The organism is Sphingomonas sp. (assembly GCF_024508665.1).
GTDB lineage: Bacteria > Pseudomonadota > Alphaproteobacteria > Sphingomonadales > Sphingomonadaceae > Sphingomonas.
Map to the genome: position 1 here is coordinate 918,984 of NZ_JANINP010000007.1, position 13,404 is coordinate 932,387.

11 protein-coding genes are annotated in these 13,404 nt (G+C 66.2%); 6 read left to right on the forward strand and 5 right to left on the reverse strand.

Going from position 1 to position 13,404, the window contains the following annotated elements:
* The first annotated feature begins 94 nt into the window (after positions 1-94).
* The 5 genes from Q0L25_RS19600 to Q0L25_RS19620 all read left to right on the forward strand — a co-directional run bounded on the left by Q0L25_RS19600 (position 95) and on the right by Q0L25_RS19620 (position 6,040).
* Positions 95-886 carry a pyrroline-5-carboxylate reductase gene (locus tag Q0L25_RS19600; protein WP_296617231.1) on the forward strand — a complete coding sequence of 264 codons (792 nt, stop codon included), beginning with the start codon at positions 95-97 and terminating at the stop codon, positions 884-886.
* Positions 883-1,611 (forward strand): LuxR C-terminal-related transcriptional regulator, encoded by a 729-nt coding sequence (locus Q0L25_RS19605; protein WP_296617233.1) that lies wholly within the window; start codon positions 883-885, stop codon positions 1,609-1,611. Before Q0L25_RS19600 ends, Q0L25_RS19605 begins: the two co-directional genes overlap by 4 nt.
* A 341-nt stretch (positions 1,612-1,952) precedes the next feature.
* Positions 1,953-3,053 carry a pyridoxal phosphate-dependent aminotransferase gene (locus Q0L25_RS19610; protein WP_296617235.1) on the forward strand — a complete coding sequence of 367 codons (1,101 nt, stop codon included), beginning with the start codon at positions 1,953-1,955 and terminating at the stop codon, positions 3,051-3,053.
* A gap of 19 nt (positions 3,054-3,072) precedes the next feature.
* A complete protein-coding gene (locus Q0L25_RS19615; RefSeq protein ID WP_296617236.1) occupies positions 3,073-4,035 on the forward strand; it encodes a threonine/serine dehydratase in 963 nt (320 codons plus the stop codon).
* A gap of 313 nt (positions 4,036-4,348) precedes the next feature.
* Positions 4,349-6,040, forward strand: a complete 1,692-nt coding sequence (locus Q0L25_RS19620; protein WP_296617238.1) for a hypothetical protein — start codon at positions 4,349-4,351, stop codon at positions 6,038-6,040.
* 187 nt (positions 6,041-6,227) lie between these two features.
* On the opposite strand, the gene Q0L25_RS19625 is transcribed toward Q0L25_RS19620, so the two are convergent.
* Entirely contained in the window at positions 6,228-6,659 is a 432-nt protein-coding gene (locus Q0L25_RS19625) for a hypothetical protein (RefSeq protein WP_296617240.1), read from the reverse strand.
* A gap of 284 nt (positions 6,660-6,943) precedes the next feature.
* On the opposite strand from Q0L25_RS19625, the gene Q0L25_RS19630 reads away from it, so the two are divergent.
* Entirely contained in the window at positions 6,944-7,354 is a 411-nt protein-coding gene (locus tag Q0L25_RS19630) for a VOC family protein (protein ID WP_296617242.1), read from the forward strand.
* A gap of 112 nt (positions 7,355-7,466) precedes the next feature.
* Here the strand turns inward: Q0L25_RS19630 and Q0L25_RS19635 are convergent, their stop codons facing one another.
* The 4 genes from Q0L25_RS19635 to Q0L25_RS19650 all read right to left on the reverse strand — a co-directional run bounded on the left by Q0L25_RS19635 (position 7,467) and on the right by Q0L25_RS19650 (position 13,295).
* The gene (locus Q0L25_RS19635; protein ID WP_296617245.1) at positions 7,467-7,724 is read right to left on the reverse strand and encodes a hypothetical protein; all 258 of its coding nucleotides are present in this window, start codon (positions 7,722-7,724) and stop codon (positions 7,467-7,469) included.
* Between the two features lie 149 nt (positions 7,725-7,873).
* Positions 7,874-10,933 carry an efflux RND transporter permease subunit gene (locus Q0L25_RS19640; RefSeq protein WP_296617247.1) on the reverse strand — a complete coding sequence of 1,020 codons (3,060 nt, stop codon included), beginning with the start codon at positions 10,931-10,933 and terminating at the stop codon, positions 7,874-7,876.
* The gene (locus Q0L25_RS19645) at positions 10,930-11,955 is read right to left on the reverse strand and encodes an efflux RND transporter periplasmic adaptor subunit (RefSeq protein WP_296617249.1); all 1,026 of its coding nucleotides are present in this window, start codon (positions 11,953-11,955) and stop codon (positions 10,930-10,932) included. The genes Q0L25_RS19640 and Q0L25_RS19645 overlap by 4 nt, the downstream gene beginning before the upstream one ends.
* Positions 11,952-13,295 carry a TolC family protein gene (locus tag Q0L25_RS19650; RefSeq protein WP_296617251.1) on the reverse strand — a complete coding sequence of 448 codons (1,344 nt, stop codon included), beginning with the start codon at positions 13,293-13,295 and terminating at the stop codon, positions 11,952-11,954. The genes Q0L25_RS19645 and Q0L25_RS19650 overlap by 4 nt, the downstream gene beginning before the upstream one ends.
* Positions 13,296-13,404 lie beyond the last annotated feature (109 nt).

Below are 13,404 nucleotides of genomic sequence, written 5' to 3' on the forward strand. Positions count from 1 at the left end.
CAGGGAGGGGAATTTATAGGGCCCTTTCGCGTTGGCATCGACAGCGCGGAAATTGTACTGTAAATATCATTAGAACAATTAGAGCGAGGCATAGGTGGCGGCAATCGGAACATTGGGCTTCGTCGGCACGGGTACGATCGCGGCGGCGATGATCGAGGGGCTGGCGCTGTCGGGCAGCGAGGCGATCGTCGTGTCGCCGCGCAACGCCGATATCGCCGCCGGCCTTGCCGCGCGCTTTCCCAACGTCACGATCGCGGCGGACAATCAGGCGGTGGTCGATGCCAGCGACATGGTGGTGCTGTCGGTCCGCCCGCAAATCGCCGACGAAGTGCTGCGGCCGCTCGCGTTCCGCGCCGATCAGCATGTGCTCAGCCTGATCGCGACGATCTCGCTCGACTATCTGCACGAAGTCACCGCGCCGGCCGCGACCGTGACCCGCGCGGTTCCGTTGCCGCCGGTCGCGCGCGGGCAGGGGCCGACCGCGATGTTTCCGCCCAACGCGGCGGTGAAGGCGCTGTACGACCGGCTCGGCACCGCGATCGAACTCACCGACGAGAGCGAGTTCGACGTGTTCAGCACGGTGACCGCGACGATGGGCGCCTATTTCGCGTTCGCGCACACCATCGCCGCGTGGATGGTCGACGAAGGGGTGGACGCGGCGCGGGCGCATGCCTTCACCGCGCAATTGCTCGAAGGCCTGGGCAGTGCCCCGCGCGCGACGCCGGGCAAGGACTTCGCCGAACTCGCCGACGAGCATCAGACGCGCGGCGGTATCAACGAGCAGGTGTTCCGCGCGATCACGCGCGACGGCGTGTTGCCCGATCTCGACGCCGCGCTCGACGGCGTGCTCGCGCGGTTGCGCGCGGGCCGCGGGATCAAGGCGTGACGCGCGCGGCCCACAGCCTGATCGGCGACGTGATCGCGACGATCGGTGCGCCCGATTTCGTGTCCGCGACGGCGGACAGCGTGCGGCGCTTCGCCGGCTTCGACCTCGCCGCGATCGTGCTGCATCCCGAGGGCGAGCGGCCGCGCGTGCTGTTCGACGATTTCGACCGGATCGGGCGGCGCGATGCGATCGAGACCTATGCGCGCGTCACGCATCGCATCAACCCGATGCTCGCGCGGCCGGGCGTGGTCCGCGCGCGCGATTTCGCCGGTACCGCGCCCGACCGCATCGCGGCATTGCGCCCCTGGCTGGTGCCGGCGCCCGAGGAGGAACTGGGCTTCCGCACCGCCGGCTGGCCCGAGCGGCAGGAAGAACTCGGCCTCCATCTGCGCGGCTGGGGCGGGACGATCGAGCTCGGCCTCTATCGCGAGCGCGGCCGCCATGCGGCGCCGGCCGCGATGCTGCGCGCGCTCGACGCCGCCGCCACGCCGATCGCCGCGGCGTTCGAGCGCCATGGCGCGCTGACCGGCGAGGGCGCCGCGTTGCGCGCCTGCCTGACGCCGCGCGAGAACCAGGTCTGCGACCTGCTGCTGCTCGGCTGTTCGAGCGACGCCATCGCGCTGCGGCTCGGGATCAGCCGGCATACGGTGAAGGACCATCGCAAGCAGATCTTCCGCAAGCTGGGGATCGCGTCGTTGGCGGAGCTGTTCGCGTCGGTGCATTGAGGCGGAGAACCCAATAAGCCGCTGTTTTTAAATCGGATCCATTCTCATAATTCGTCATCCCAGCGAAAGCTGGGATCTCATGCCGTATCGCGTCACCGCCAGAGACCCCAGCTTTCGCTGGGGTGACGGAAGGGTGCTCTGGGGCAGCAGGAGGATTCTTGGTCCGACGCTGTTTTGGCGAGTGGCTATTGAGTCTTTTAGGCGCGCGGACGCGCGCACCCACCCCCGGCCGCTCCCTGAAAGGGAGGGGAGTAAGGCACCCCCCTCCCGAGAGGGATGGCGTCGCCACCGCAATCCGGCACAATCGCGCGTGCCCGTACGGGGCCAGGAAAGGGAAGACGATGCGTTACGTCCGGATGCCGATCGAGGTCGAATCGCCCGAAGAATATGGGTACGGCAACATCCGCAACAATCTGTCCGAGAGCTCGATCGTCGATCAGTCGATCGGCAGCCTGGGCCTGACCGTCCCCGACCTTACCCTGCTGTACGGCGAGCATCGCGGCAGCGAGCGGTTGCGGTCGCTGATCATCGACGAAGCGCCGGGCCTCGCCGTGGACGACGTGCTGATCTGCGGCGGCGCGGCGGGGGCGCTGTTCATCATCGCCACGGCGTTGCTGGGCAAGGACGACCATCTCGTCGTCGTGCGCCCCAATTACGCCACCAATATCGAGACGCCGCGCGCGATCGGGTGTGGCATCGGCTTCGTCGATCTCGAGTTCGAGAGCGGTTTTGCGCTCGACCTCGACAAGGTCGCCGCGGCGATCACGCCCGCGACCAGATTGATCAGCGTCACCTGTCCGCACAACCCGACCGGCGTGATGATGAGCGAGGCCGACCTCTCCGCGCTGGTCGCGCTGGCGGCGGAGCGCAAGTGCCTGTTGCTGGTCGACGAGACCTATCGCGACCTCGCCATCACCACCAGGCTGCCGATCGCGGCGTCGCTGGGCAAGCATGTGATCAGCGTCGCGTCCTTGTCCAAGGCGTTCGGCGTCCCCGGCATCCGCGTCGGCTGGATGATCAACAGCGACCCCGCGCTGATGGAGATATTCCTCGCCGCGAAAGAGCAGATCAGCATCTGCGGCAGCGTGATCAACGAATGGGTCGCCGAGGAAATCCTCGCCAGGCGCGATGCTTTCCTGACCCCGACGCTCGCCGAATGGCGCCGCCGGCTCGATCGCGTCGCCGACTGGATGGCGGGCGAGGAATTGCTCGAATGGGTGCGCCCGTCGGGCGGCGTGGTGTGCTTTCCGCGGATGAAGGCGGACCCGCCGGGCGGCACCGACGCTTTCTATCGCCGCCTGCTCCAGAATCACGGCACCTATGTCGGGCCGGGCCATTGGTTCGAAATGTCCGACCGTTATTTCCGCATCGGCTATGCCTGGCCGACGGCCGACCAGCTCGAGGCCGGGCTCGCCGGCATCTCCGCCGCATTGCGCGGCTGACCCCAAGCCAAGGACCGACATGACCGCCCTGATCGACCGCATCCGTGACGCGCATGTCGCGATCCGCCCGCACGTGATGGTCTCGCCGCTCCAGCGCAGCGACGCGCTGTCGGAGGCGCTCGGGTGCGACGTCCGGCTGAAATGCGACCATGTCCAGCCGACCGGATCGTTCAAGCTGCGCGGCGCGACCAACATGGTGCGGCTGCTAGCGCCCGATCACGCCGAAGTATTCACCGCCTCGACCGGCAATCATGGCCGCGCGGTCGCGCATGCCGCCGCCGCGTTCGGGATCGGCGCCACCGTCTATGTCAACGACAGCGCGCCGCAGATGAAGCTCGACGCGATCCGCGCGCTCGGCGCCAGATTGGTGACGGTCGAGGGCAATTCGCTCAACGGCGAGTTGCAGGCGCGGGCCGAGGCCGAGCGGCGCGGCGTGCCGTATATCCCGCCCTATAACGATTACGACACGATGGGCGGGCAGGGGACGATGGGGCTCGAACTCATCGAGCAGGCGGACGACCTCGACGCGGTGTTCATCTGCACCGGTGGCGGCGGCCTGACCGGCGGCGTGGGGACGGTGTTCAAGGCGCTGTCGCCCGGGACGCGGATCGTCGCGGTGTCGCCCGCGGCCTCGACCTGCATGCTCGACTCGCTCGAGGCTGGCGAGATCGTCGAGACGCCCGAAAGTCCCACGCTGTCCGACGGATCGGCGGGCGCGATCGAGCCGGGATCGGTGACGTTCGAAATCTGCCGACAAGTGATCGACGAGACGGTCCGGGTCAGCGAGCTGGAAATTGCCCGGGCGATGCGCCGGCTCGCCGAGAGCGACCGATGGATGGTCGAGGGCGCGGCGGGTGCGGCGCTGGCCGGGCTGGTCCAGGTGGCGGAGCGCTATCGCGGCAAGACGGTGGCGGTGGTGCTGTGCGGGCGGAATGTGGCGCTCGATACGTATCTGGGGGCGCTGGAGATGGGGCGGGGGTGATTGGGGCGCGCGGGCCCACTAACCCGATCACTAGCCGGGCAGCGGCTCATAAAGCGGTCTGTCTGCAAGTGACCCGGTTGCGGTCGTTCGATCGCCGCCAAAAGGAATGGCAGGAAGTGGGCCGGTAGCGGACCGACCGCCTTTCGGGCGATGAACTCGAATAGCAGTCATTCCAGAAATGGTAGAGCGATGTCTGCTCCCGCCTCGAAGCGACATTTGGCCGATGCGTTCGCCTGGTTTGCTGGTGAGCCCAGCCCTATGCGAATCAGCTCTGTGATTGCCTTACCGTCAGGCCGCCGCCATCTTGCACAGCATGACAATCCATCTCGTTCAAGAGGAGATCGGACGATTCCTGTCCGATGAGCAGGCCGGGGTTCTCGTCGTTTCCGGCAAGTGGGGCGTGGGCAAGACGTTCGCTTGGGATCGATTTCTCCGCGCCGCAAAAGCTGAGGGGCAAATCTCGTTCGAGCATTATGCTTATGTGTCGCTATTCGGACTAGGAAATCTGGAAGACCTGCGCAGCGCGATATTCCAGAATACGGTCAAACGAGACGACATCGGCAAGGTGGTTGGCCTTGAGACACTTGAGGGCGTCGTAGACTCGGCGCCGCTGCTTTGGCGGAAGAGCGGTAAGCTTGCTCGTCTAATCCCAGGCGTAGACAAGTATACCGCCGCGTTCGAAAAGATCGGGTTTTTCTGGGTCAAACGCCAGATCGTGTGCATCGATGATCTCGAACGCAAGAGCGCATCCTTGGACATGCGCGATGTGCTCGGCCTCGTTTCCCAGCTCAAAGAGCAACGCGGATGCAAAGTCGTTTTGCTCTTAAATGATGAGCGCTTCCAAGGAGAGGATGAAGCTGAGTTCCGCGAACAGCTTGAGAAGGTCGCGGACGTAACGCTACGCTTCGAGCCCACGCCAGAAGAGGCTGCAGCGATCGGCGTCGACGGCGACGTTCCCTTCCGCGAGAAGCTTCGGCAGAACTGCGCAGCCTTAGGAATCGTGAACATCCGAACGATCAAGAAGATTGAGAGGATGGCGAAGCGCCTGCACGCCGAATTCGTCGATTTCGACCCGCGCGTATTTGAGCAAGCTTTGCACACACTCTCACTGCTAGAATTCGCAAGGCTGCAGCCGGCAGAAGCTCCGTCGCTCGACTACATACGGAGCCTGAACGATTTCAGCACCGCGTTTGACGAGCTCTTTGCCGAGCAGGCGCAGCCGCCGGAGCGTGCAGAGTGGCAAGCGCTACTAAGCTCCTACAGTTTTAATCAAATGGATGAGCTCGATGGCGTGATTTTCAAGGCAGTGTGCGAAGGACACGTAGACCCCGAATTGCTCAGGAAGGAAGCAGCGGCGCTCGAGAAACGTCTCAAAGCTTCGGACGCGGACCAATCGTTCCAGGAAGCTTGGGATCTGTATCACGACTCCTTCGACGACAATGCAGCTGAGGTCGCTGGCGCCCTCGCGGACGCCGTTAGGAAAACACCACATGCAATCTCGCCCATGAATCTTTCAGGCACTATAGGCTTGCTTAAAGATCTTGGGTGGGGAGGCGATATCCAAGAACTAATTGACGAATACGTAGTCGCGCGCGCTGACGAGCCTAAGGACTTCTGGGACTTGCCGCATTCTACCTTTGGTGGTGAGGTAAGAGATTCGGATGTTCGCCAAGCGTTCGCTGAGAAAGTAGCGACGTTTAGTGAAGGTCGAAATCCAGTTGCAGTGCTGCAAGAGATTTCGCGAGGGACAGGGTGGAACCCAAATGACGTGACGTTCCTCGCCTCGTTGTCAGCCGACGACTTCTATGCAATCTTCAAGGGTCTTCGAGGGATTGATTTAAGGCGTGCGATATCTGGAGCGCTTTGGTTCAGAAACGTGGGCAACGCCGACGAGACAATGACGACAGTCACCGCGAACGCCGTCGCGGCACTCCAGCGGATAGGCCAAGAATCCGAGATCAATCGACGCAGGGTCACGCAACGGGGTGTTGATGTGCCGGAGTAGGAAGATACGGGCGAGAACGGCAAATAGCGCCGAATGTTTGTTTTCCACTGTCGGAAACAGACATTCGCCGAGGCGAGCGCGAACGTCCGCTCGAGGGAAAGCGCCGACGCTCTTGGCCGGCGGCAATTGGCGCGCGAGGCTGACGGACAACCCGGAGCGGCTCACGGCCCATAGCGGACATTTGGCGTCACTCTGCCTCGTTGAGCATTTCGATAAGCTTAGTGCCTAAGGTTGATGCAGAAGCTGGAAGTGCGACTGCTACATTTGGCTGCGGCTCAAAGCCCTCTTTCCCGCCGAGGTTGCGGTATGGGGTGATCTTTAGCACGTCACCATCAAGCGAAACGCTGATGTGTTTGGACAACTTCATGAACGTTGCCCACGAACTCACACCAGCTGCCCTCAACAGCGGCTTGTCGGGTCGCGCTGTTGGCGGCGGCGTGGCAACACCATCTTGCGAGCGAGCCAGTGCCGCTTCGACGGCTCGGCCCAAATCTTCGGGCATGGGTCGATCGAGAGTGTCTACCCGCTCGTCGTCAATCCAGAATCCTGCAATTGTTCGATGGGCGGCCGTGACAAACAACGCGCCCTTTCGCTCGTAAATTGCCGCAAGTTTTCTCATTTCTTTATGCTGCGGAAGTCGGACGCCGCTGTCCAGATCTGCGGCAGCTAACTGCCCCATCACCCAATTGAAGACTCTCGTGGCCGGACCGATCTAACGACCGGTTTCGGATATGCCGCAGTCGCCGGCGAACGGCCGAAATTGAGGCGCCTTGCTGACGAACCATCCAACGCGGCTCGCATAACTACTCCCGACCAATCCTTGCCGTCCGGGCTGCCGACGCTTAGGCTCGATCATCATAGCCGACAGAGCTGCTTGCAACGAGCAGGCTGGAGATTGGGACGATGCCCGAGCTGAATGGTGTTGCGCCTTATTTCGAGGTCTTCGACATGATCTCGTCGGTTTCGTTTTACCGCGATCAACTTGGCTTCAGAGTGCTCTTCGCTTCCCCGGAGGTGGACACGAACGAAGGCCGTTTTTCGCATTTCGTGCGGCTTGGCCGGGGTGGAGCGGAGATCATGCTCAATACGGCATATGACTCCAATGAGCGGCCGGCGGACCGGCATGAGCCGCGGTGGCAAGGAACCCGGCACACGCGCCTTTATTTCGATTGCGACGATGTGCGCGCCTTGCACGAAGAGTTCACGGCTCGGGGCGTAAAGGCAGACCCGCCCGAGATGACCGGGTACGGAATGCTCGGTTTTTCGATGACCGACCCGGACGGCTATGGCCTGACATTCCATCAAGCCGTGTGACGCGGTGGGGCGAACCCAGCCGCGGTTTAGGAAGGCTGCGCTGTAGGCACGTGTCACACGTTATACCGTGTTACCATTATCCATACGATGCCGTTCAGCACGTGGCGGGTGCCTATGCTGATCTGTCGGTCGCATCGAGTTCTGTTGCCGGCACGAACTCAGTCACGAAGCCTTCCTGCCACCCGGTCACTCCGAGCGTGACCGGGTAGGTGTTGAACCCCTCGGGAAAGTCGCGAAATCCTGGCTGATCGCGCAAACGGGCGACCGCTTCAGCCGCGCCTGCTTCGGTCGCATAGATGCCGATGTGCAGTTCCGTATCCTCACGATCCGGATACGCGCGCTCGAACCACAGATCATAAACGACCGTCATAGCGACTAACTACCCGACCGTAGCCGTGTGTGACAATGAGATTGCAGCCGACCAGCACTCCTATCGACCTCGGTTTACGGGTTTACGGCGTTCGCTAAAACGCTTCCCCGGCCTTCGCCGGAGAGGCGTGAAGTTGGCGGCTTGGCGCTTTAGGCCGTCGCAGGCCGCCGCACGTTGGCGATCGACCACAAGGCGGCCGGCAGGAACAGCAGCACCAGCGGCACCGCCGCGACCAGCCCGAAGATGATCGCGGTCGCCAGCGGCTGTTGCAACCCCGCGCCGCGGCTGACGCCCAACGCCAGCGGCGCGAGGGTCAGCACCGCGATCAGCGCCGACATCAGGATCGGGCGCAGGCGCTTGGTGCCCCCTTCGCGCAGTGCCTCCAGGGTTAGCGGGGCGTCGCGGTCGATTTCGGCCAGGAAAAAGATCACGAGTTCGGTGACCATCCCGACCACCATGGTCAGCCCCATCAGCGCCGAGATGTTGAGCTCGATCCCGGTCGCCCAGAGCCCGGCGAGCACTGCGGCGGCGGACAGCAGGATCGTCGCCAGCGCCGCTCCCGTCCAGGCGAGGCGCTCGAACAACAAGGTCAGCAGCAAGGCCGTGAGCAGGACGGCGGCGGCGAAGACCAGGCTGAGGTCGGCGAAGCTCTTCTGCTGTTCGGCATAGAGGCCGCCATAATCGACGCGGACCGAGGCGGGCAGGTGGAGGCCGTCGACCGTCGCCTTCACGTCGCGCATGCCCGAGCCGAGGTCGCGCCCTTCGAGCCGCGCGGTCACGGCGATGAACGGCGCGAGATCCTCGCGGGTCAATTGCTGCTGGCCGGGATCGATCGAGACTTTCGCGATCGAACCCAGCCGGACGGCGTGGCCGTCGGGCGCGGTCAGCACGAGCGCGGCGATCTGGTCGGTGCGGCGGCGCAATTCCTCGGGCGCGCGGACGCGGACGCCGACCAGCTGCTCTCCGGCGCGGACATTGGTCGCGGCCGATCCGCCGACCAAAGCTTCCACCTGGCTCGCCACCGCGTCGGGATCGAGTCCCTGTTGCGCGGCCATGCCCGGGTCGACGCGCACGCTCACGGCATCGCCGGCGACGCGCAGGCCGTCGACCACTTCGACGACGCCGTCGATCTTGCCGATCGCGGTGCCGACCCTGGCGGCGGCGTCGGCGAGCTGTTTGGGGTCGTCGCCGAACAATTTGACCTCGATCGGCTCGGGCACCGCGGTGAGGTCGCCGATCAGATCCTCCATCAACTGGATCAGCTCGACCTCGAGCCCCGGCACCTTGGCCGCGATCTGCTGGCGGATGTCGGCCATCACCTCTTCGATCGGGCGGCGCGATCCGCCCTTGAGGCGGATGAAATAATCGCCCTCGTCGGCTTCGGTCAGGCCGCCGCCGAGCTGGAGCCCGGTGCGGCGCGAATAGCTGGCGACTTCGGGGGTGGCGCGGATGATTTCCTCGACCTGGCGGAGCAGGCGGTCGGTATCCTCCAGGCTGGCGCCCGATTGCGCCTTATAGTCGAGCACGAAGCCGCCTTCGTCCATCGCCGGCATGAAGCCCGAGGGGACATGGCTCCAGGCGAGCACGCCGAGCAGGACTAGCGCGGCGGCGACGATTCCGGCGAACAGCGCGGGTCGTTTGAGGGCGCGGTCGCCGGCCGCGGAGTACCATTTGCCCAGCCGTCCCATGAACCCGCCGGCGCGCTCGGCGGCCTCGGCGTCCTTGTCGCGCAGCCAGTGCGCGGCGATCAGCGGGATGACGTAGCGAGCATAGAGCAACGACACCGCGAGTGCCGCGACCATCGTCACCGCGAGCGCCTGGAAGAAGCCGCCGGTCACGCCGCTGACGAAGGCGAGGGGCAAGAAGACGATGATCGTCGCCAGCGTCGATCCGACCAGCGGGCGGCCCATTTCGGCGGCGGCTTCGAGCAGGGTCGGCGGCGTGGTCGCGCGGCCTTCCTGCATGCGGCGCATGACGTGTTCGAGCATCACCACCGCGTCGTCGACGACGAGCCCGACCGCGGCGGCCATGCCGCCCAGCGTCATCATGTTGAAGCTCATATGGAGCGCGAACAGAGCGAGGCAGGTCGCGGCGAGCACCGCCGGCAACATCAACCCGGTGATCAGCATCAGCCGGCCCGAGCGCAGGAACAGGAACAGGACGAGGCCGGCCAGGATCGCGCCGAGGATGATCGCGTCGCGCACCGCATCGGCGGCGCCGGTGACGAGCTCGGACTGGTCGTAGAAGGGCGTCGCCTTGACGCTCGGCGGGAGGCCGGCCTGTTTGAGCCGCGCGTCGACCGCCCTGACGATCGTCACGGTATCGCCGGTCAGCGCCTGGCGGACATTGACCAAAACGGCGTTGCGGCCGTTCGACGTGACCTTGGTGAAATCGGGCGCCGCGGCGGGGTGGATACGCGCGATCTGGCCGAGCGTGACGAGGCCGGCACCGCTGGTCTGGCCTGCCTTGACCGGGATCGCGGCGATGTCGGCGGCGGAGGCGACGCGGTTTTCGACGAGCACGAGGTAGAGCCGGTGGCGGTCCTCCAGCTTGCCGACGCCGCGCACGCTGTTGGCCTTGCCGATTGCCGTCGCGACATCGGGCAGGGTGAGGCCGAGCGCCTGGAGCCGGCCGGGATCGACATCGACCGCGAATTCGCGGGGGGAGCCGCCGAGCACGTCGACGCCGGCGACGCCGGAGACGGTCGACAGCGCGGGCAGCACCTTGAGCTCGGCGATCTGGCGCAGCGCCTGCTGGTCGAGATTGTCCGAGGTCAGCGCGATGCCGAGCACCGGGAAGATCGTCGGGTCGGAGCGGCGGACCTCGAACCGCGTGCCGGCGGGAAGGTCGGGCAGGATCGTCGCGATCGCGCCCTGGGTCGCGAGCGTGGCTTGCGCCATGTCGTCGCCCCAGTCGAAATTGAGCGCGACCTCGGCCGAGCCGCGGCTGGTGGTCGAGCGGATGCGGGTGACGCCGGGGACGGCGCGCAGAGCGACCTCGATCGGGCGCGTGATCTCGGCCGCCATCTGCGCGGCGTCGCGATCGCCGGCATCGACCGCGACGACGACGCGGGGATAATCGATATGCGGGAACAGGCTGACCGGCAGTTTGCTCGCGGCGAGCAGCCCGCCCAGGGTCAGCAAGGCAACCGCGAGCCAGATCGACCGCGCGTGGCGGGAGAGGAAAGTGGTCGTTGGGGCGGCGGTCATTTGGTGCGGACCTGCATGCCGTCCTCGAGCGCGGTGCCGCCCTCGGTCACGACCTTCTCGCCGGGCTTGACGCCCTTGACGATGACGATGCGGTCGCCGCTAACCGGCCCGGTCTCGACATCGCGGCGATGCGCGACGCCCTTGGCGACGACGAAGACATAGGGCTGGCCGGCGTCGTCGAGCAGCGCGGCATAGGGGATCGTCAGCGCCGCGCCGCCAGCCGTGCTGCCAAGATCGAGCTGGCCGTTGAGCGCGGCATTGGTGCCGATGCCCGAGCCGGCGGGCACATTGACGAACAAGGCGGCGAGCTTTGTCGTCGGGTCGACCACGGGATCGACCGACAGAACCGGCGCGGAGAAAGCAATGCCGCTCGGCGGCGTGACGCGCAGCACCATGCCGGGCCGGACGCGCGAGGCCTGGGCCGGATCCACGCCGAAGCGCGCACGCAGATTGCCCGCGCCGGCGATCGAGGCGACGGCGGTGCCGGGGGCGACGAGATCGCCCGGCGCCGACGCGACGCTTTCGACGAAACCGGCGGCCGGTGCGCGCAAGGTCAGCGCGCCGTTGCGGGCGCCGAGGCTGGCGCGGGTCGCGGCAGCGCTCCGGGCGGCGGCGCGGGCGGTCTCGACATCGGCGTCGCTGGCCAGGCCGTCGGCGCGCAGCCGCTGCGCGCGGGCATAGGCCGCCTGCGCGGTCGCGGCGTCGGTGGCTGCCTTGGCGTAATCGAGCTTGCTCGTCGGGCTCGGCGCGAGGCGGACCACCACCTGTCCGGCGGCGACCTTGGTGCCGACCGGCGCCTCGATCGCGACCACCGTGGCCTCGGCCGGCGCGGCGAGGACATGCTTGCCCATCGCCCCGGCCTCGACCGCGCCATAGACGGTCAGCGTCTCGTCGACCGCGCCCTGTTGCGCGGGCGCGAGCGCGACCAGGGCGACCGGCTTGGCCTCGCTGTCGGTGGCATCCTCGCCCGAGCCGCAGGCGGCGAGCAGGATCGCCAGGGTCAATGCCAGTCCGGCCTTCATTTCCAATCCTCCCTGGGCACGCCCGTCAGCAATTCGAGCGCGATCATCGCTTCGTCGATCGTCTGGTCCGCGGTCGCGAGTTCGACCCTCTTGTCGCGCAGTGCCCCCTCCGCGGTTTCGGCGGTGGCGCGCGACACGTCACCGCGCGCGGCAGCGGCGTGGCTGACGCGCGCGAGCCGGTCGAGTTCGGGCAATTGCGTGCGGACGGCATCCCGCTGGCGCCGCGCCAGGCTCACCGCGCTCGCGGCGGCGGCGATGTCGGCGCGGGTCTGGAACAGGCGCGCGTCATATTCGGCCTTGAGCTGTTCGCGCGTCGCGCGCTCGACCGCGATCCCGCCGCGGTTGCGGTTCCACAGCGGCAAGGTGAAGTCGACCGTCGGCCCGAGGATGTTATTGCCGCCGGTGTCGCGCGTGAAATTGAGGTTGAGCGCGAGGCTGGGGAATTGGTCGAGGATCGCCTTGTGCACCGCGGCTTCCTGCGCGTCATAGCCGGCGCGCAACGCTTGCAGATCGAGGCGGTTGTCGAGTGCGATCTGCGTCAGCTTGGCGGGATCGAGCGCTGGGGCAGTGTCGACGCTGGGGGCTAGCCGCAACTGGGTTTCGGGCGGCAGGCCGAGCAGTTTGACCAGTTCGAGCCGTGCGGCATCGAGATCGTGTTCGGCAGTGCGCAATTTGTCGGCGGTGGCGGCGGCGTCGGTCCGCACCGCCTCGACTCCGGTCGAGGCGATATCGCCGCGCGCCGCGGCGTGCAGGTTGCGCGCGAGCAGGGATTGCGCGGCGGCGTCGTCGATCCTGAGCAGGTCGATCGCGCCTTGCAGCCGGCGGATGCGCACGGCCTGCAGCCGCGCTTGGCCGGCGGTCTGCCATTCGGCCCAGGCGAGATCGAGCCGCACTTGCCGGGCCTGCGCCTCGGCGGCCTGGCGGCGGACCTTGCCGGTGCGCAGCGCATTGAGATCTAGCCCGAGCCCGCTGGCGATCTCGCTGAACGGATCCGGCCCCGACAGGATACCGCCCAGGCCGAGGCTGAAGGTCGGATCGGGCAACAGGCGCGCGGAGAAGACCTGGGCGTCGGCGACGCCGGCCCTGGTCCGCAGCGCCTTGAGATCGGGATTGTTGAGCACCGCGATCACCGCGATCGCGTTGTCGTCGAGCGGCGCGGCGAGATCGACATTGGCGGGCTTGAGATAGGGCCGGTCGATCGTCGCGGCGTCGCGACTCAGCGCGGCGATGTCGCCGTCGGACGGCGCGGTCGCGAGCGGGCGCGTCGTATAGGAAGCGCACCCGGCGAGCAGAAGCAGGGCGAGCGCCGGGCCGGAACGGGAGGCGAGCGATTGCAACATGACTCGTTCCTAGCAAAGCTCTACTGACACGGTCCTGACGAATGCAAAAATACAATCTGTCAGCCGGCTGTCAGCAAACCGGGCGTATGGGAGGCCGTGATGACGATCA